At 64.4% G+C, this 18,216-nt stretch carries 15 protein-coding genes; 8 read left to right on the forward strand and 7 right to left on the reverse strand.

Annotation, left to right across the window (positions count from 1 at the left end; genetic code table 11):
* The first annotated feature begins 5 nt into the window (after positions 1-5).
* Together ACFULT_RS14715 and ACFULT_RS14720 are read left to right on the forward strand one after the other, a co-directional pair.
* Positions 6-1,271: a uracil-xanthine permease family protein gene (locus tag ACFULT_RS14715; RefSeq protein ID WP_378481789.1), complete on the forward strand. Its 1,266-nt coding sequence runs from the start codon at positions 6-8 to the stop codon at positions 1,269-1,271.
* A 101-nt stretch (positions 1,272-1,372) separates the two neighbouring features.
* Positions 1,373-2,515 carry an acyl-CoA dehydrogenase family protein gene (locus ACFULT_RS14720; protein ID WP_037112885.1) on the forward strand — a complete coding sequence of 381 codons (1,143 nt, stop codon included), beginning with the start codon at positions 1,373-1,375 and terminating at the stop codon, positions 2,513-2,515.
* 139 nt (positions 2,516-2,654) lie between these two features.
* Here the strand turns inward: ACFULT_RS14720 and lexA are convergent, their stop codons facing one another.
* Positions 2,655-3,353, reverse strand: a complete 699-nt coding sequence (gene lexA / locus ACFULT_RS14725; protein WP_019664089.1) for a transcriptional repressor LexA — start codon at positions 3,351-3,353, stop codon at positions 2,655-2,657.
* Between the two features lie 408 nt (positions 3,354-3,761).
* Between lexA and ACFULT_RS14730 the strand changes: the two genes are divergently transcribed.
* Together ACFULT_RS14730 and nrdR are read left to right on the forward strand one after the other, a co-directional pair.
* Positions 3,762-4,175 (forward strand): hypothetical protein, encoded by a 414-nt coding sequence (locus ACFULT_RS14730; RefSeq protein WP_378481790.1) that lies wholly within the window; start codon positions 3,762-3,764, stop codon positions 4,173-4,175.
* Positions 4,176-4,302: 127 nt separating this feature from the next.
* Positions 4,303-4,767: a transcriptional regulator NrdR gene (gene nrdR, locus ACFULT_RS14735; protein ID WP_026347603.1), complete on the forward strand. Its 465-nt coding sequence runs from the start codon at positions 4,303-4,305 to the stop codon at positions 4,765-4,767.
* Between the two features lie 11 nt (positions 4,768-4,778).
* On the opposite strand, the gene hrpA is transcribed toward nrdR, so the two are convergent.
* The gene (gene hrpA, locus ACFULT_RS14740; RefSeq protein ID WP_378481791.1) at positions 4,779-8,678 is read right to left on the reverse strand and encodes an ATP-dependent RNA helicase HrpA; all 3,900 of its coding nucleotides are present in this window, start codon (positions 8,676-8,678) and stop codon (positions 4,779-4,781) included.
* A gap of 84 nt (positions 8,679-8,762) precedes the next feature.
* On the opposite strand from hrpA, the gene ACFULT_RS14745 reads away from it, so the two are divergent.
* Together ACFULT_RS14745 and ACFULT_RS14750 are read left to right on the forward strand one after the other, a co-directional pair.
* Positions 8,763-9,407 carry a Pr6Pr family membrane protein gene (locus tag ACFULT_RS14745; RefSeq protein WP_019664085.1) on the forward strand — a complete coding sequence of 215 codons (645 nt, stop codon included), beginning with the start codon at positions 8,763-8,765 and terminating at the stop codon, positions 9,405-9,407.
* Between the two features lie 10 nt (positions 9,408-9,417).
* On the forward strand, positions 9,418-10,677 hold the full coding sequence (locus ACFULT_RS14750; RefSeq protein WP_378481792.1) for an aspartate aminotransferase family protein: 1,260 nt from the start codon (positions 9,418-9,420) through the stop codon (positions 10,675-10,677).
* Here the strand turns inward: ACFULT_RS14750 and ACFULT_RS14755 are convergent.
* Positions 10,661-10,885, reverse strand: coding sequence for a hypothetical protein (locus ACFULT_RS14755; protein WP_037112892.1), 225 nt, complete (start codon positions 10,883-10,885; stop codon positions 10,661-10,663). The two genes, ACFULT_RS14750 and ACFULT_RS14755, sit on opposite strands and share 17 nt — an antisense overlap.
* A 174-nt stretch (positions 10,886-11,059) precedes the next feature.
* Here ACFULT_RS14755 and ACFULT_RS14760 point away from each other — a divergent pair, with 174 nt between their 5' ends.
* The gene (locus ACFULT_RS14760) at positions 11,060-11,722 is read left to right on the forward strand and encodes a hypothetical protein (RefSeq protein WP_037112893.1); all 663 of its coding nucleotides are present in this window, start codon (positions 11,060-11,062) and stop codon (positions 11,720-11,722) included.
* Here the strand turns inward: ACFULT_RS14760 and ACFULT_RS14765 are convergent.
* Entirely contained in the window at positions 11,712-12,389 is a 678-nt protein-coding gene (locus ACFULT_RS14765; RefSeq protein ID WP_378481793.1) for a PhzF family phenazine biosynthesis protein, read from the reverse strand. The two genes, ACFULT_RS14760 and ACFULT_RS14765, sit on opposite strands and share 11 nt — an antisense overlap.
* Positions 12,390-12,467: 78 nt before the next feature.
* Here ACFULT_RS14765 and ACFULT_RS14770 point away from each other — a divergent pair, with 78 nt between their 5' ends.
* Entirely contained in the window at positions 12,468-13,403 is a 936-nt protein-coding gene (locus tag ACFULT_RS14770; RefSeq protein ID WP_037112896.1) for a LysR substrate-binding domain-containing protein, read from the forward strand.
* Here ACFULT_RS14770 and ACFULT_RS14775 read toward each other — a convergent pair.
* The 3 genes from ACFULT_RS14775 to ACFULT_RS14785 all read right to left on the reverse strand — a co-directional run bounded on the left by ACFULT_RS14775 (position 13,391) and on the right by ACFULT_RS14785 (position 18,193).
* Positions 13,391-15,901: a DEAD/DEAH box helicase gene (locus ACFULT_RS14775; protein ID WP_378481794.1), complete on the reverse strand. Its 2,511-nt coding sequence runs from the start codon at positions 15,899-15,901 to the stop codon at positions 13,391-13,393. The two genes, ACFULT_RS14770 and ACFULT_RS14775, sit on opposite strands and share 13 nt — an antisense overlap.
* 60 nt (positions 15,902-15,961) lie before the next feature.
* Positions 15,962-16,999: an alpha/beta fold hydrolase gene (locus tag ACFULT_RS14780; protein WP_037113345.1), complete on the reverse strand. Its 1,038-nt coding sequence runs from the start codon at positions 16,997-16,999 to the stop codon at positions 15,962-15,964.
* A gap of 216 nt (positions 17,000-17,215) precedes the next feature.
* Positions 17,216-18,193, reverse strand: coding sequence for a proteasome assembly chaperone family protein (locus ACFULT_RS14785; protein WP_094721747.1), 978 nt, complete (start codon positions 18,191-18,193; stop codon positions 17,216-17,218).
* Positions 18,194-18,216 lie beyond the last annotated feature (23 nt).

An 18,216-nucleotide genomic window follows, 5' to 3' on the forward strand; every position in this document is an offset into this window, starting at 1 on the left:
TGCTTGTGAGTCGAAACTTCGGATGGACCCTGCACGGCGACGGAAAGACGCCCTCCGCGGGCGCGGTCGTAGCGCCCGACGAGCGGCTGTCATGGCCTCGCACGGTGGGTATCGGCATGCAGCACGTGATCGCGATGTTCGGCGCGACACTGCTGGTGCCGACGGTGACCGGATTCCCGGTCACGACGACCCTGCTGTTCTCCGGAATCGGTACCGCCCTGTTCCTGATCATCACGCGAGGCCGGATACCCAGCTACCTCGGTTCGTCGTTCGCGTTCATCGCACCGCTCAGCGCGGCGCAGGCGGATGGCCCGGCAGCTCAGCTCGGTGCGGTCATGTCCGTCGGAATCGTGCTGGCCGCAGTCGGATTCGTCGTGAAGTTCGCCGGCGGGCGAGTGATCGAAGCAGTCATGCCGCCCGTCGTGACGGGTGCCGTGGTGGTGCTCATCGGCCTGAACCTGGCTCCCGCAGCGACGTCGTCCTTCGAGGCGCAACCACTCGTCGCGGCAGTCACCCTCGTGGCCATTCTCGTGGTGACCGTGGCCGGTCCAGGACTCCTCGGCCGGCTGGGCATTCTCGTCGGCGTCGTCATCGGCTGGGTGTTCGCGGCGGTGGCCGGACAGATCGACGCAGCGAAACTCGACGCCATGCAGGCCGCCTCATGGATCGGAATGCCCGAGTTCCGTGGACCCACCTTCGAGCTGTCCGTCGTTCTGATCGCCCTGCCCGTGGTCATCGTTCTCGTCGCCGAGAACGTCGGCCACGTCAAAGCAGTATCCGCGATGACGGGGAAGTCGCTGGACGACCTCGCCGGAGACGCACTCATCGCCGACGGGCTGGCCACGACACTCGCGGGTGCAGCGGGAGGTTCCGGCACGACCACCTACGCCGAGAACATCGGGGTCATGGCCGCCACCCGCGTGTACTCCACAGCCGCATATTGGGTCGCAGCCGTCACGGCAATCGTGCTCGCGTTCTCCCCGAAGTTCGGTGCACTGGTGTTCACGGTTCCCGATGGCGTCATCGGCGGCGCCACGCTCGTCCTCTACGGACTCATCGGCCTACTGGGAGTCCGGATCTGGTCCGACAACAAGGTCGACTTCACCGACCCGGTCAACCTCACCGTCGTCGCGGCCGCACTGGTCGCGGGAATCGGCGACCTGACCTTGACCATCGGATCGGTCGACCTCGGCGGAATCGCATGGGGCTCGGTGGGCATCCTCGTCGGCTACCCGGCTCTGCGCGCACTCAGCAGGCTCGCTACCCGCTAGTTCGGTCACCGATCCTGCGCGGCTCGGTCATCGACCGAGGTCGGGCGCGGTCGTAGTGTCGAGGGAACGCACGACAAGTGTCACCCTCGAAGGAGTAACCCGTGGACCGCACCCTGTTCGAACCCGAGCACGACCTCTTCCGCGAGTCGTACCGCAAGTTTCTGGACCAGCACGTAGCCCCCAACCATGCGCGCTGGGAAGAGCAGAACATCGTCGATCGTGACGTCTGGGTGGAAGCTGGTAAGCAGGGCTTCCTGGGAACGGCAGCACCCGAGGAGTTCGGCGGCGGCGGGGTCAAGGACTTCCGGTACAACGCCATCGTCACCGAGGAAACCACCCGCGGCGGATACAGCGGTATCGGGTTCACTCTCCACAACGACGTCGTTGCTCCCTACCTGATCGAGCTCACGAACGACGAACAGAAACAGCGCTGGCTCCCCGGGTTCTGCTCGGGCGAACTCATCACCGCGATCGCCATGACCGAGCCCGGTACCGGCAGTGATCTGCAGGGAATCAAGACCCGCGCGGTTCGCGACGGCGACGAGTGGGTCCTGAACGGATCCAAGACCTTCATCACCAACGGGATCAACGCCGACCTCGTCATCGTCGTCGCGTGTACTGACCCGGAGAAGGGTGCGCAGGGCTTCAGCTTGCTGGTCGTCGAACGCGACATGCCGGGCTTCGAGCGCGGACGCAACCTCGACAAGATCGGCATGAAAGCCCAGGACACCGCGGAGCTCAGTTTCACCGACGTTCGAATCCCCGCAGCCAACCTCCTCGGTGAGGAGGGAATGGGCTTCATCTACCTGATGCAGAATCTGCCGCAGGAACGGCTCTCGATCGCTGTCGTCGCAGCCGCAGCCATGGAATCCGCGCTGGACATGACCATCCAGTACTGCCGGGACCGCAAGGCGTTCGGCAAGTCCATCGGCAAGTTCCAGAACACGCGTTTCGTGCTCGCCGAACTGGCCACGGAAACGACCGCGACACGCATCATGGTCGACAAGTTCATCGAACTTCTCAACGCCGGCACGCTCACCGTGCAGGAAGCTGCCATGGCGAAGTGGTGGACAACCGAGAACCAGGTCAAGTTGATCGACAGATGCCTACAGCTGCACGGCGGTTACGGGTACATGAAGGAATACCCGATCGCCAAGGCCTACATGGATTCGCGCGTGCAGACCATCTACGGCGGCACCACGGAGATCATGAAGGAGATCATCGGCCGAGGACTGGACCTCTGACCTCGTCGTAACCCCGAGCGCGCGCCGCCGCACCCCCCGAACGGAGCGAACGTGACGTTCGGTCACTTCAAGTGACCGAACGTCACGTTCGCTCCGTGTCGGTACGGGGGGTACGGGGGAGGTGGTGATACGAGCGCGCTCAGAGCTTGCGCATCACGGTGACGACCTTGCCCAGGATTGCTGCGTCGTTGCCGGGAATGGGCTCGAACAAGGGGTTGTGCGGCATCAACCAGACATCACCCTTGGTTCGCTTGAACGTCTTGACGGTTGCTTCGCCCTCGATCATGGCCGCGACGATGTCGCCGTTGTCGGCGACGCTCTGCTGACGCACGACAACCCAGTCTCCGTCGCAGATTGCTGCATCGATCATGGATTCGCCGACGACTTTCAGCAGGAACAGCGACCCCTGACCCACCAGTTCGCGGGGGAGTGGGAACACGTCCTCGACGGCTTCCTCGGCGAGGATCGGTCCGCCCGCGGCGATTCGACCGAGAACCGGCACGAAAGTCGGCGTCGGCAACTGGTCCTCGGACGGAGCGGAACCGTCGGCGACGGCGGCCGCGTGATCCGCTTGCACCTCGTCGAGCCCCCGCACGTCGACGGCCCGAGGACGGTTGGCGTCGCGGCGGAGGAAGCCCTTGCGCTCGAGCGTGCGCAGCTGGTGTGCCACTGACGATGTGGACGTGAGCCCGACGGCATCGCCGATCTCGCGGATGCTCGGTGGATAGCCCCGCTCGGTGACCGACGCCCGGATCACCTCGAGCACCTTGCGCTGACGCTCGGTGAGTCCGGCGTTGATGTCCGTTCCCTCGCCCTCGAACGCCTTCGCGGTCGGCACGGCAGCAGGCTTGCCCGCAGCAGCCTTGCCGGCCGTACTTTTGGTCGCCGTAGTTTTCGCTGCCGCAGTTTTCGTCACAGCGGGCTTCCCGGCAGCCTTTCCGTTCGACCCCGTGCCGTTCGACCCGCTAGAGGTCTCGTCTTTCATTCGTGCGTCCTCCTGCGTGATGCGTGCGTGTGCCGGAACTCGAACGTGCTCGAAGACCAGAACGCGTGGGATGGATGTGACGTGTGGTTTCTGACACGAACTTAGCCCGTTATCGCTGTTGGATCAAACATCTGTTCGATCCGTGTCGCGTTTTCTACTGACTTTGTCGGAGGTGCGTGATAGAACTTTCGAACAAGCGTTCATCGAACGCCTGATCGAATAGCGTTCGAATCCACGTCTCGTTCGACACCGGAGGTTCCGATGAGCATCACTACCGAGCGGCCCGTCCGTACGGAGCAGCACCAGCAGACTCGCCGTGCTGTCCGTACCCGTCAGACAGAGTCGCAGCGTCGTGCGACGATGCAGCGTCGCCGTCATGTCGGCGTGTCCGCGGTCCGCGGCGGCCAGCACGACCGGCGGGCCGACGGGTGCGCAGATCAGGCGCATCGTAGCCAGCGCATCACCGTGCTCGGTGCGGTGGCGGGAGTGGTGGGGACCGCTGTGGTGCTGTTGGCGCTCGTCGGAATGGCAAACCTTCGCGCATCGTCGCTCGAATCCGTTTCCGCGCCCTCCAGTGTCACGGTCCAGGTCTCGGACGGCACGGTCTTCAGCAGCACGGTCTTCAGCAGCACGGTCTCCGGCAGCACGGTCCCTAACGGCACGGTAGGCCCGTAGCGCTGTGTTGTGTCTGCCCCGTCTGCCAGGGGACGGAGCCGGCTCGGTTCCGCTCCGAGTATCCTCGAAGCCTGTGCCTCCTGTGTGCCGTTCGGGGGTGCGTGACGGCTACGACGGAGGCTCAACCATGCATTGCCCGTTCTGCAGGCACCCCGACTCGCGCGTGGTGGATTCGCGGGAAGCAGACGAGGGTCAGGCAATTCGTCGTCGACGTTCGTGCCCGGAATGCGGCCGTCGGTTCACCACTGTCGAGACTGCGGTGCTGGCTGTGGTGAAGCGCAGTGGGGTGACGGAGCCCTTTTCCAGGGAGAAGGTCGTCAAGGGTGTGCGACGCGCATGCCAGGGCCGCGATGTCGACAACGATGCGTTGAATCTGCTCTCACAGCAGGTCGAGGATGCGGTCCGAGCGTCGGGATCGGCCGAGATCCCCAGCCACGAGGTGGGTCTGGCCATTCTCGGCCCCCTGCGTGACCTCGACGAGGTCGCCTACCTGAGGTTCGCGTCGGTGTACCGCTCGTTCAGCTCCGCCGAGGATTTCGAGAAGGAAATACTCGATCTTCGTGCGCACCGGCAGGCTGCCGCGGTCGACTGACGCTCGCCGGTTCACGAGCGTGCCGCGACCTCCATGGCCCGCATGAGACGCTTCTCCGACACCGGATAGGCCGTGCGGATGCTCTGCGCGAACAGGCCGACTCGCAGTTCTTCGATCATCCAGAACACATCCTGCACCGCTGAAGTGTGGTGCTTGGTCTCCGGTAGCGAGCGGAGCATCCTGTCGTATGCCTCGTACACGCGGTCGAGTACGTCCATACCTGCATCGTCACGTCCGGCACTGCTCGGCAGAGAATTCAGGCGTGCCGTCGCGGCGTTGAGATAGCGCGGGATATCCACGAGGCGCGTCGATCCGAACTCGAACACGAAACCGTCGAACACCAGTGAAGACAGCTGTTCTCGTACATCGTCGGCTGCGTCGCCCTGTAGAGGATCCAATACGGAACGCAGTTCCAGTGCTGCGGTGAGAATCGGCCGAACCAGTCCGAGTATCCCGCTGGTCCGTCGAGCGGTGTCGGCTCCGACCGCGGCGGCGAGTACCGCGAACTTCTCGGGAGACCGGACAGGGCCTCCGTGCGCGGTCATCGACTCGTCGACAGCAGTTTTCCTGCAGTCGTCGAGCAGGCTTTCGACGCTGCCGTAGGGGTTCTGGCCGAGGGCCAGTCGTTCACGCGTCGGGATGCCGGCAAGCAACGCCTTCGTGCCTCGTGGTGCCGACTCCAGAAGAAGTGCGCGCGTTCCTTCGCGCATCGCGGCGCGCTGAGCAGCCGGGGTGCTGAGAACACGGACGGCCACGCCGCCGTCTTCCTGGATGAGGGCCGGATAACCGGTCACCGTCTGTCCCGCGACCGATGTGGAGACCGTTGCGTCCAAGGTTCCCAGCGTCGACGACGTCCATGCCAGGGTCGCCGGTCGCTCGGCTACACCCACCGCACTCGCGACTTCACGATCGACTCGAGGCGCCAGTGCTTTTCGCAGTGCAACCAGGTCCTTGTTCGATCCGAGCGTCTTGCCGTCGGTGTCGACCGCGACGAACGTCATCCTCAGATGTGCGGGCAGAGAACCCAGATCGACATCGTCCGGATCGATTCGTGTGGACCCCAGCCGCGAGAGTTCACGAGCCAGCGCTGTCACGATCGGCTCCGAGCGCGGTTTCATCGACGCCAAAGCGGCAGAGGCGAAGTCGGGTGCAGGAACGACGGTGCGCCGTTGGGCCTTGGGCAGAAGTTTGATCAGGGCCGTGACAAGTTCTGCGCGCATACCGGGCACGAGCCAGTCGAACCCCACCGGCTGGACCTGTGCGAGAAGTGCGATCGGGATCCTGGCTGTGACACCGTCGGCTTCGGACCCCGGTTCGAACTGATAGGTGAGGGGGAAGAGGATCTCTCCCTGTCGCCACGCATCGGGGTAATCGCCGCCGAGAACCGACGCCGCGTCACCATTCACCACCGTCTCGGTGGTGAAGTCGAGAAGATCGGGTGTACTCCGGCGAGTTTTCTTCCACCAGGTGTCGAAGTGACGAGCGGACACGGCCTCCGCGCCGATCCGTGCGTCGTAGAAGTCGAACAGTGCATCGTCGTCGACGACGATGTCGCGGCGGCGGGCCTTGTTCTCCAACTCGCCTACGTCGTCCAACAACTCACGGTTCCTGTGGAAGAACGGGTGCTGAGTCTTCCACTCGCCCTCTACGAGTGCGTGCCGGATGAACAGCTCGCGTGACGCCTCCGGGTCGACGGTGTGATAGTTGACGGGCCTGCCTGCGACCAGTGGGATGCCGTAGAGCGTGACGCGCTCGTAGGCCATTGCGGCTTGGCGTTTGGTGGACCAGTGCGGTTCCGAGTACGTCCGCTTGATCAGATGCGGTGCGAGCCGCTCGGCCCACTCCGGTTCGATTCGCGCTGCCATTCGGCCCCACAACCGTCCGGTCTCCACGAGTTCGGCGGCCATCACCCAACGCGGAGGGTTCTTGAACAATCCACTGCCGGGGAACACCGCGAAGTGAGTGCCGCGCGCACCGAGGAATTCGCGTTTGTCACCCTCGCGAAGGCCGATGTGCGACAGCAGACCCGAAAGAAGAGACTGGTGCAGAGCTGTCGGGGTCGACGGGGAATCGGGGATGCTCCACCCCATCCCTCGGGTGATCTGCCGCAGTTGACCGTGCAGGTCCTGCCATTCCCTGATGCGCAGGTAGTGCAGGAACTCGGCACGGCACATTCTGCGAAACTGGTTGGAGGACAAGTCGGTTCGCCGGTCCCGAAGGTACTTCCACAACTCGACGTACGCCAGGAAATCCGAATTGGGGACGGCGAAGCGCGCATGCTGTTCGTCGGCGGCTTGCTGGTGTTCGGTGGGACGCTCCCGTACGTCCTGGATGGACAATGCCGACACGACGATGAGAGCATCGGCGAGTGCCCCGGTGTTGTTGGCTTCCACCAACATCCGACCCATTCGAGGATCCACGGGCAGAGCCGCGAGCTCGCGCCCGATGGGCGTGAGCTCCGATTCGCCGGTTCCGCTGGACGGTTTCAGCGCACCGAGCTCCTCGAGCAGGCCGATTCCGTCCCGAATGCTGCGCGGGTCGGGCTCCTCGACGAACGGGAACTCCTGGATCTTCCCCAGACCGAGGGACGTCATCTGCAGGATGACCGACGCCAGGTTGGTCCGCAGGATCTCCGGCTCGGTGAACTGGGGACGGGACTCGAAGTCGTCCTCCGAATAGAGTCGGATGCAGATTCCGTCGGCGACGCGTCCGCACCGGCCTGCCCGCTGCCTGGCGGACGCCTGGGAGATGGGCTCGATCGGCAGCCGCTGGACTTTGGTCCGCAGTGAATAGCGGGAGATGCGAGCTGTTCCAGGGTCCACCACGTACCGGATGCCAGGAACCGTCAACGAGGTCTCCGCGACGTTGGTGGACAGTACGACTCGTCGGCCCGTGTGCGGGGTGAACACTCGATGCTGCTCGGCCGCCGACAGGCGCGCATACAGTGGCACTATCTCGGTTCCGCGGAACTGTCTCTCGCGCAGCGCATCCGCAGTGTCACGAATCTCGCGCTCGCCGGACAGGAAGACCAGGATGTCGCCGTCGCCCTCGCCGATCAGCTCGGCGACGGCGTCGCACGTGGCGTCCACCGGATCGAGATCCACGGTGCTGTCGTCGACATCGATGGACAGCGGGCGATACCGCATCTCCACAGGGAACGTGCGGCCGGACACTTCGACGATGGGCGCCGCAACGCCGTCCCGTGCGAAGTGCTGGGCGAACCGTTCCGGGTCGATGGTGGCGGAGGTGATGATCACCTTCAGATCCGGGCGGCGGGGGAGGAGCTGAGCCAGATAGCCGAGGATGAAGTCGATGTTGAGGCTGCGTTCGTGTGCCTCGTCGATGATGAGCGTGTCGTACTGCCGCAGAAGACGGTCACGTTGGATCTCGGCCAGCAGAATGCCGTCGGTCATGAGCTTCACGAGCGTCGAATCCGACGACTGATCGGTGAACCGGACCTTGTAGCCCACCGACTCACCGATCGATTCGCCCACTTCCTCGGCGATGCGTTCGGCGACGGTCCGTGCTGCGAGACGACGAGGCTGCGTGTGCCCGATCGATCCTCTGATGCCGCGTCCCAGTTCCAAGCAGATCTTGGGTATCTGCGTCGTCTTGCCCGATCCCGTTTCACCGGCGACGATCACGACCTGGTTGTTCGCGATGGCGTCGGCGATGTCGTTCTTGCGGAGACTGACGGGCAGCGACTCGGGATACTCGATACGGGGCAGCGCCGCGCGCCGGTTCGCTACCACCGATTCCGCCTTCGCGACCTCACGTTCGACGGTGTCGACGGCGTCGGGTGTGCGGGCGCGGTCGAGTCTGCGACGCAGCCGGTGTTCGTCCCGAATCGAGACGTCGGCCAATCTGGTCGACAGTGCGCGACGACGTTCTGCGGTGGATGAGGTAGACATGCTGGCACAAGGATAGTTGCTGCAGCGTCCGCGGTGTCGGCGCGGTACACACCGATGGGTCGTCGGCCTGTGCAAAGATCGGCTATGCCTACCGATTCCACGTCGATAGTAATCAGAATTGCGAGGGTTGGGTTCGCTCTTCTGACAGCCGCAGCCCTGGCGACGATTCTCGCGAAAGGTGTCGGGACCGAAGGTTTCTCGGTCGCGAACTATTTCAGTTACTTCACCGTCCTGAGCAACGTGCTGACCGTCGTCGTGCTGGGTATCGGCGGCATCGTCGATCCTCCAGGCGAGGGATGGCAGTTGTTCCGGGGTGCCGTGACGCTGTACATGGTGATCACCGGGATCATCTATGCCGTTCTTCTGGCGAACATCGACGTCGGTGTCGCGGATCCGTGGACCAACAACGTGGTGCACAGAATCATGCCGGTGGTCCTGCTTCTCGACTGGGTGATCGTTCCCGCACGCAAGCGGATCTCGGAGGCGCGGTCTCTTCTGTGGCTGCTGTTTCCGCTTGTCTACGGGATCTACAGCCTGATTCGAGGCCCGATCGTCGACTGGTACCCCTACCCGTTCCTCGACCCCCGAGGGCAAGGTTATGTCGCGCTCGTCATCGGACTGGTGGTGCTGACCGTGGCATTCGTGCTGATGGCACTCGCCGTGAACGCCGTCGGCCGACTCGGCAGCAGATGGCGACTCGGCAGTGGCGCGGACGACCGCAGTGACTAGGCTTCGGAGCATGTCTTCCGCGACCGAACCGAGTTTCGAATCCAGACACTCCGCGCTGTGGCACGGTTTCGCCGACATGGGCGCAGTCACCGCGTCCGGGCCGTTCGTCGTCGCCCGCGGTGACGGCGCCTACATCTACGACCGCGACGGTAACGAGTACCTCGACGCCACCGCCGGACTCTGGTTCACCAACGTCGGGCACGGTCGTCGCGAGATCGCCGACGCGGTCGCGACCCAACTGTCTTCTCTTGCGCATTACTCCAACTTCGGAGACTTCGTGCCGGAGACCACGTCGGTCCTCGCCGAGCGTCTCGCCGAGATCGCACCGGTCGCAGGCAGCAAGATTTTCTTCACCTCGGGCGGATCCGACTCGATCGACACCGCGGCCAAGCTGGCTCGGCGCTACTGGCACGAGGTGGGCAAGCCCGAGAAGACGCTGATCGTGGGGCGGCAGAAGGCATATCACGGTATGCACGTGGCAGGCACGTCACTAGCCGGCATTCCGGTCAACCACGAGAACTACGGCACACTGATGCCCGACGCCAGGACTGTCGCGTGGGACGACGCGAAGAGCCTGTTGGCGCTGATCGAGGAAGTCGGGTCCGACAAGATCGCTGCCTTCTTCTGTGAACCCATCATCGGCGCCGGTGGCGTCTACCTGCCGCCGGACGGGTACCTGGCGGAGGTCAGGCAGATCTGCCGAGACAATGACGTGCTGTTCGTCGCGGACGAGGTCGTCACCGGGTTCGGCCGTATCGGCGGATCGTGGTTCGCGTCCTCTCGGTTCGATCTCGCACCGGATCTGATGACCACCGCCAAAGGGCTCACCTCGGGATACGTTCCGATGGGTGCAGTGTTCATCGCCCCACAGATCGCCGAGCCGTTCTTCGCAGGCGGTGCCTGGTGGAGGCACGGGTACACCTACGGCGGCCACGCCGGTGCGGCCGCCGCGGCCCTCGCCAACCTCGACATCGTCGAACGCGAGAACCTCCTGCAGGAATCTGCTCGCCTGGAGTCGTCGTTGCACACCTACCTCGCGCCGCTCGCCGATCACCCGCGTGTTCAGGAAGTGCGCAGCGGGCTCGGTGCGGTGGCGGCGATCCAGCTCGCGGATCCAGCCGAAGCCTTGCCGTTCGTCAAGACACTCCGCGAGCACGGGGTGTCCGGCCGCGCAGCCGGACAGGGAGCCATGCAGATCTCTCCGGCATTCGTCATGACCGACGCCCAGGTGCAGGAGCTCGCGACTCGTATTCTCAGCGCGCTCGGCTGAACCTGGCCCGGAGGCGCTGCCCGCGAGTCGGTGTGGGCAGTGACGGCGGCGGTTCGGTTTCCGCAGCCTCGGCGAACCGACGGTGCAACTGCGCGCGTACCTCGTCCGGTGCGTAGGCGCGGCGAGTGCGCTCGGACTTCACGACGAGTGCTCCGGTGGCCGCGACACCGACTACGCCCGCGAGGCCGAGTAGCTTCCACAGCTTCATCGCTTCACCGTACTGGGATGCGGGGCCGGGAGTGGAGCCGGCAGGAACGACCCAGGATGGCCGGGAGTGGAGCCGGCAGGAACGACCCAGGATGGCCGGGAGTGGAGCCGGCAGGAACGACCCATGAAGGCCGGGAGTGGAGCCGGCAGGAACGACCCCTTTACGCTGGGTCTCATGACTGTTTCGTCGATTTCGCTCGACACTGCTGTCGATGCCACTCGAACCGGTGACATCTGGATCTTCCGTGGACATTCGGCGGCCGATCGGGCGATACAGACGTTGACCAACAGTCCGGTGAACCACGTCGGAATGGCCGTGGTCGTCGACGATCTTCCGCCGCTGATGTGGCATGCCGAGCTGGGGAAGACGCTGCAGGACATGTGGACGGGCAATTTTCAGCGCGGAGTCCAATTGCACGACCTGCGAGCGGCGGTTCTGCAGTGGTCCGACAAGTACTCTCAGCGATGCTGGCTGCGGCAGTTGAGTGAGCCCGTGACCCGCGAGCAGGAGGATGCGCTGATGCGCACCATCGCGCGGATGGACGGAACCGCGTTCCCGACGACGGCGAAGTTGGCGGGCAGTTGGTTCAAGGGACGGGTACCGACGTTTCGTCGCCGATCACGCGAGGACGAGGCCGCCGGATCCGCGGCACTCGAAACCGCGTACTGCGCGGAAGTGGTTGCGATGACGTACGACTCGATGGGGTTGCTGACGGGCAACAAGAAGGCGAACTGGTTCGACCCCGGAAAGTTCTGGAGCGGCGATCGGCTCCCTCTTGCGCCCGGCGTCACGCTCGGCGACGAAATTTTCGTCGACGTGCCCGCTGTCACACGGTGATGGTGTTCTCCGACACGGTACGACCACCCAGCTCGATCCAGTCCCCGTCGCGACCGGTGACGAGAACGGAACCGCGTCCCTGAGCGACGACGAGTGCCCGCCCGAGTACTCCGGTGATCCAGACTGCCGCCGCGCCGGTGGCCTCGTCCTCGGCAATTCCCATGCTGGGTGCGAACATTCGTGACCTGATGTGCCCCGCGCCTTCGTCTGTCCAGGCCCAGGCGTAGTGGTGATCGTCGGTGAACGACGCGGCATCGAGTTCGTCGACGTCGGCAGCGGAGTCCAGGTGATGCTCGACGAAGTGCGGTGTCCATTCCTGTTTGGCTTTGATCCAGGACATGTCACCGTCGTAGCGGACCGCGAGGTCGGAAGCGGGAACGGTCAATACATCTATCGGGGTGCCCTGTGCGCGCAGCCACCACGACAGCCCGACCGTGGGATGTCCGGCGAACGGCAGCTCCTGCGCCGGGGTGTAGATGGTCGCTTCGGCGCGAGCCGGATCGCCCGAACTGCGGCTGTAGAAGATGGTTTCGCTGAATCCCAATCGATGCGCCAGTGCCTGTCGTTCGTTCTCGGGGACGTCCTGGGCGTGGACGATTCCCAGGGGATTGCCGTAGTTGCCGTCCTGATCGGTGAACACTCGCACTACCGACACGTCGATACCCATGGCGGCAGAGTCTACGCGAGCGCTGACAAGCACTCCGGGCGAAAGGTGTTGCCGATGAGTTGGCCTAGACTGATCGGTATGTCCGATCAGAGTTATCAGCCGACGCTGTCGCAGTTGCGCGCATTCGTGGCGGTCGCCGAGCACCGCCATTTCGGTACCGCGGCAGCACGGCTGAAGGTCAGCCAGCCGACGCTCTCGCAAGCGCTCGCATCGCTGGAGCAGGGCCTCGGCGTCCAGCTGGTCGAGCGCAGCACGCGAAAGGTGCTGGTGACCACTGCAGGCAATCAGCTCCTGGGGCGGGCGCGAGCCACTCTGGAAGCGGCGGACGGCTTCGTCACGGAAGCGTCCGGCTTGGGCAGCACGTTGGCGGGCCCGCTCCGGTTGGGCCTCATTCCCACCGTCGCACCGTACGTTCTGCCCGCCCTGCTGCCGGCAATCGGTGCCGAGTATCCGGATGTCGTGCCGTTCATCGTGGAGGACCAGACCGAACGACTGCTCGCCTCGCTGCGGAGCGGTGCGATAGAAGCTGCCGTCGTCGCGTTGCCGACCGAAGAGAACGGTCTGGTCGAAATCCCCGTGTACACCGAGGACTTCGTCTTGGTCGTGCCGCCTGCCCACGATCTTGCGGGCCGAACCGGGCTCGCGCTGAACGTCCTCGCGGGGCAACCCATGTTGCTCCTGGACGACGGGCACTGTCTTCGTGATCAGACACTCGATCTGTGTCGATCCGTCGACGGTGCGCCGATGTCGAGCGACACGAGGGCGACGTCTCTGGCCACCGTCGTTCAGTGCGTCGCGGGCGGTCTCGGCGTGACACTCGTCCCGCGTTCGGCGGTGGAGGTGGAAACCGGCAGGGGAGCACTCGGTATCGGCGAATTCGCGGACCCCAAACCCGGCCGCACGATGGGACTGGTCCACCGAGCGTCGAGTGCGCGCGGCGACGAGTATCGAGCGATCGCCGACCTCATCTCTCGCATCGGTGCCCGGGTGGCCGGCCCGAATCAGCCCGCCTGAACCACGATCTCGTCGAACACGATCTCACCCGCAGCATTCGATTCCTCGAGGTCGATCGTTCCGACGAGCGACCATCCCTGGTCCCCATTGGGATCTTCGATGATCTGCCGCACCGTCGTCTCGTCCTTGCCCACGACGAGATCGAACAGGGCCGGGCCCCGCGCCGACGGGCCGGTGCCCATCTCCCCGTACTCCTCGAAGTACGGTGCCAGATCGAATTCCCAGTCGGGGCCGTCGTCGAGCTCGTCGAGAGCATTCCATCGGCGCCCGGCGGCGAGTTCGATTCGCTTGAAGACGGCGTTGCGGACCATGACTCGAAAAGCCCTGGGGTTGGCGGTGATCGGTTTCGGAGAATCCCCGCCGTACGCCTCCGGCCTGGTCTCCGGCTCCTCACCGGGGTCGGTCAGGTTCTCCCATTCGTCGAGCAGGCTGGAGTCGACCTGACGGACCAGCTCGCCCAACCATTCGGTGATGTCCTGCACCTCCTCCGTCCTGGCCTCGGGGGGAACCGTCTGGCGTAGTGCCCGATAGGCATCGGCGAGGTAGCGGAGAACGAGTCCCTCGGAGCGGCTGAGCCCGTAGTGACTGATCAGTTCCGCGAACGTCATGGTCCGTTCGATCATGTCGCGGACGACGGATTTCGGCGACAACGCAACGTCGTTCAACCAGGGGTGGCCTCCCCGGTAGATCTCGAACGCGGGGACGAGGAGCTCGGACAACGGCTTGGGCCACGTCACCTCTTCGAGGAGCTCCATCCGCTCGTCGTACTCGATGCCGTCGGCTTTCATCTGCGCTACCGCTTCACCGCGTGCGGCGTGCTGCTGAGCCATCAAGATCTGGCGTGGGTCGTCCAATGTCGATTCGATGATCGACACGACGTCGAGGGCGTGTGTCGCGGATTCCGTGTCCAGCAGTTCGAACGACGCCAGCGCGAACGGGGACAGCGGCTGATTCAGCGCGAAGTCCGGTTGCAGGTCCATCGTCAAGCGGGCGTATTTTCCGTCGGCATCCGGCTCGGTCGATTGCTCGACGATTCCGGCGGCAACGAGCCCGCGGTAGAGGGTGATCGCCCGAAGAATGTGTTTGCGTTGGGCGGGGCGAGTCTCGTGACTGTCCTCGAGCAGGTGGCGCATCGCGGTGAAGCAATTCCCGGGCCGGGCAATGACATTGAGAAGCATGGAGTTGTTCACCGAGAAACGGGACGTCAGTGGCTCCGGGCTTGCCGCGACGATCCGCTCGAACGTCGGCTCACCCCAGGACACGAACCCGTCCGGTGCCTTCTTGCGTTGAACGCGCTTGAGCTTCTTGGGGTCGTCACCTGCTTTGGCGACCAGACGTGCGTTCTCGATGTCGTGTTCCGGCGCCTCGACGACGACGGTCCCGAGGGTGTCGTACCCCGCGCGCCCCGCGCGGCCTGCAATCTGATGGAACTCGCGGGCGCGGAGTTGGCGCGTACGAATCCCGTCGTACTTGGTCAGCCCGGTGAACAGCACCGTTCTGATCGGGACGTTGATGCCGACGCCCAGCGTGTCGGTACCGCAGATGACCTTGAGCAGGCCGTCCTGAGCAAGTTTCTCCACGAGTCGTCGATACTTGGGCAGCATTCCCGCGTGGTGGACCCCGATGCCGTGGCGGACCAGCCGAGACAGCGTCTTGCCGAATCCGGTCGTGAAGCGGAACTGGCCGATCGCGTCCGCGATCTGGGCCTTCTCCTGCTTGGACGCGACGTTGACGGAGGTAAGAGCCTGAGCGCGCTCGAGGGCAGCTGCTTGCGTGAAGTGCACGACGTACACCGGGGCGAGGTGTGTCTCGACGAGTTCCGCGATGGTCTCGCTGATCGGTGTGGTGACGTACGAGAACATAAGGGGGACCGGTCGTTCCGTGCCGGACACCACCGTGGTCACCCGCCCCGTGCGCCTGGTCAGATCGTCCCGGAAGAACGAGACGTCACCGAGGGTGGCGGACATCAGAAGGAACTGCGCGTTCGGGAGTTCGATCAGAGGAACCTGCCAGGCCCAACCGCGATCCGGCTCGGAGTAGTAGTGGAACTCGTCCATGACGACCTGTCCGATGTCCGAGTCCGCGCCCTGGCGCAGCGCCAGGTTCGCAACGATCTCCGCCGTGGCGCAGATGATGGGCGCTCCTGCGTTGACCGAGGCGTCACCTGTCATCATCCCGACGTTCTGTGCTCCGAAGATGTCGCAGAGAGCGAAGAACTTCTCGCTGACGAGAGCTTTGATGGGCGCGGTGTAGAACGTCCGCCGCCCTGCAGCCACGGCCGCGAAGTGGGCACCGACGGCAACCATGGATTTGCCCGATCCGGTGGGCGTGGCCAGGATGACGTTGGAGCCCGACACCAGCTCGATCAGCGCCTCTTCCTGCGCCGGATACAGCGACAGGCCGCGCTCGGCCGTCCACTCCTGGAAGATGTCGAACAGGGTGTCCGGATCCTGCGCCTCGTCGGTGGTGGGATCGGGGACGAGATCGAAGAGGAGCACCTCTACAGGTTATGGGTCGACGGGGACGTCGATGTCACCGGAGTCCTTCGAGCCCGGCCGTCACGTGGCGCTGCGCTCGTCCGAACCCATCGCGCCGAGCACGGCCAGACGTGTACTCGCACTGCCGGAGATCATGTCCTCCCCGACCCCTGTCGCAAGGAGGTGTCGCCACCGCGCCTCGTCGAACTCGAGCGTCGTCGTCTCGTCGAAGAATGCTTCGAGTACGCGGAGGAATCGAATCGGGTCGTCGCGGAACGGGAAGTGACCGGATCTGCGAAACACCTCGAGCTTCGACCCGGGCATCGCTGCATGCGCGAGGCGCGCGTGGCTGATCGGAATCACCGAATCCTCGTCGCCCCAGACCAGGAGGACAGGCAGGCTTTCGGTGAGATAGCAGCGATCGAGCATCGTCACCACCTGTCCCCGCCAATCGACGACGGCTCGAAGGGTGCGTAGATATGCCTCGGACGCAGTCGGGTCGGGGAGACCGCTCAGCACACGCACGAGGTCCGGGGTGTCGTGCAGCAGCCCACCCGGTCGAAGCGGAGATCCATTGACTCGTCCCACGACCGACCCGGCCAGCTTCACCAGAGACAGTGCACCCGGGATGCGCAGCAACTTCACGGCCTCGCTGACGAGGGGGAGCGAGGCGATCCTCAGGATCGGATGAACGTCCTTCGTCACGCCTCCGGATGCCACCAGGACGAGACGGTCGACCATGTGCGGGAACTGGTACGAGAACTGCATAGCGACGCCACCACCGAGCGAATGCCCGACGACCGTCACGTGCTCGATGCCGAGCACCGACAGTAGATCCCGCATCCCGTTGGCGTAGGCAGCCACCGAATAGTCCGCGCGAGGTTTGTCCGACTGCCCGTGCCCGAGTAGATCGGGTGCGATGACGGTGTAGTTCTGCGCGAGGTGGGGAATGACGTCGTTCCAGGTCTCGGAGTTGTCGCCGATCCCATGGATGAGCAGCAACACAGGTCCCTCGCCTGCGATCCGGTAAGCGCGCCTGTACCCATGGACGGTGCGGAAGGCGAGCCGCGGTGCAGAATCCGGCACCGGACGCAGCTTGCGTGTGCGCGGATTGCTCATCTCGCCTCCTTCGTCCGACGAATTCCGTCCTGCCGTGGCAGGGATCTCGACTAAGACTCTCGCACGAGTTCGCGGCATCGGCGAGATATCGAGCGGATTTACAGTTACAGGTATGTTTCGGCTTGTCGGGGGCTGTTCGTTACACCGAAAAGGGCGATGTCAGGGGTGAAACATCACACCTGACATCGCCCGTGAAGAATCGGTCACCGAAACCGGTCAGGGGTTGTCGTGGCCCTCGTCCGTGGCGTCCGGGTCGGTCGGGGCACCGGACTCGGTGCCGAAACCGGTCTGCTCGGCGAGGAACTTCTCGAATTCCGCACCCAGTTCGTCACCGCTCGGAAGGTCCTGATCCTTCGCCAACAAGGTCGACTGCTGCTCCTGGGCTGCGACGTACGTGTCGTACTGACGCTCCAGCGCGTGCACGACCGACTGGACTTCCTCGTTGCCGGTGATGTGCTCGTCGACTTGTTCTTTGACGCGAGCCGCCGCCTGCCCCAGCGCGACGAGGGGGAGGTCGAGCTCGCCGGCGGTGCTGACGTTCTCGAGCAAGGTCTCCGCGGCCGCCGGGTAATCCGTCTGCGCGAGGTAGTGCGGAACGTGAACGGAGAATCCCATGGACTCGTGACCGTGCTGGGCCATCCGTAGTTCGAGCAGCGACGAGGCGCTACCGGGAACCTGCAGTTCACCGGACCAGCTCTGATCCTCGGGAACCAAGTCCTTGTTGGACGAGTGGGCCGTCACACCGAGCGGGCGAGTATGCGGGATGGCCATCGGGATCGAACCGAGACCGATGGTGCGACGAACCCCGAGTTGCTCGGCCAGAAGGCGTACCGCAGTGGTGAACTTCTCCCACCGCAGATCCGGCTCCATCCCGGACAACAGAAGGAACGGCGTGCCGGTGTTGTCCTTGACGGCGTACAGATTGAGCTCGGGAGCGTCGTAATCCGAGAAGTGATCGGACTTGAAAGACATCGTCGGGCGCCGCGACCGATAGTCGATCAGCTCGTCCACATCGAACGACGCGACCAACTCCGTTTCCAGCGTCTCCCGCAGATGCTTCGTCGCCAGCTTGACCGCATGACCGGCGTCCGAGAATCCTTCGAGACCGTGGACCAGGACCGGACCCACTCCGTCGCTGGAAGAGATCTGTGGAGCCGGAAACTCCAGCTCGTACATACTCGACTTCTCGTCCATGCCGGACCCCTTTCGCTAGTTCG

The organism is Rhodococcus sp. NPDC057297, from assembly GCF_042667435.1.
Classification (GTDB): Bacteria; Actinomycetota; Actinomycetes; order Mycobacteriales; family Mycobacteriaceae; genus Rhodococcoides.

What these genes read in the sequence shown, in the direction of transcription:
- ACFULT_RS14730 (WP_378481790.1), top strand. Translation starts at nt 3,762, where the DNA reads ATGAGCATCACTACCGAGCGGCCCGTCCGTACGGAGCAGCACCAGCAG.
- nrdR (WP_026347603.1), top strand. Translation starts at nt 4,303, where the DNA reads ATGCATTGCCCGTTCTGCAGGCACCCCGACTCGCGCGTGGTGGATTCG.
- hrpA (WP_378481791.1), bottom strand. Translation starts at nt 8,678, where the DNA reads ATGTCTACCTCATCCACCGCAGAACGTCGTCGCGCACTGTCGACCAGA.
- ACFULT_RS14745 (WP_019664085.1), top strand. Translation starts at nt 8,763, where the DNA reads ATGCCTACCGATTCCACGTCGATAGTAATCAGAATTGCGAGGGTTGGG.
- ACFULT_RS14750 (WP_378481792.1), top strand. Translation starts at nt 9,418, where the DNA reads ATGTCTTCCGCGACCGAACCGAGTTTCGAATCCAGACACTCCGCGCTG.
- ACFULT_RS14755 (WP_037112892.1), bottom strand. Translation starts at nt 10,885, where the DNA reads ATGAAGCTGTGGAAGCTACTCGGCCTCGCGGGCGTAGTCGGTGTCGCG.
- ACFULT_RS14760 (WP_037112893.1), top strand. Translation starts at nt 11,060, where the DNA reads ATGACTGTTTCGTCGATTTCGCTCGACACTGCTGTCGATGCCACTCGA.
- ACFULT_RS14765 (WP_378481793.1), bottom strand. Translation starts at nt 12,389, where the DNA reads ATGGGTATCGACGTGTCGGTAGTGCGAGTGTTCACCGATCAGGACGGC.
- ACFULT_RS14770 (WP_037112896.1), top strand. Translation starts at nt 12,468, where the DNA reads ATGTCCGATCAGAGTTATCAGCCGACGCTGTCGCAGTTGCGCGCATTC.
- ACFULT_RS14780 (WP_037113345.1), bottom strand. Translation starts at nt 16,999, where the DNA reads ATGAGCAATCCGCGCACACGCAAGCTGCGTCCGGTGCCGGATTCTGCA.
- ACFULT_RS14785 (WP_094721747.1), bottom strand. Translation starts at nt 18,193, where the DNA reads ATGGACGAGAAGTCGAGTATGTACGAGCTGGAGTTTCCGGCTCCACAG.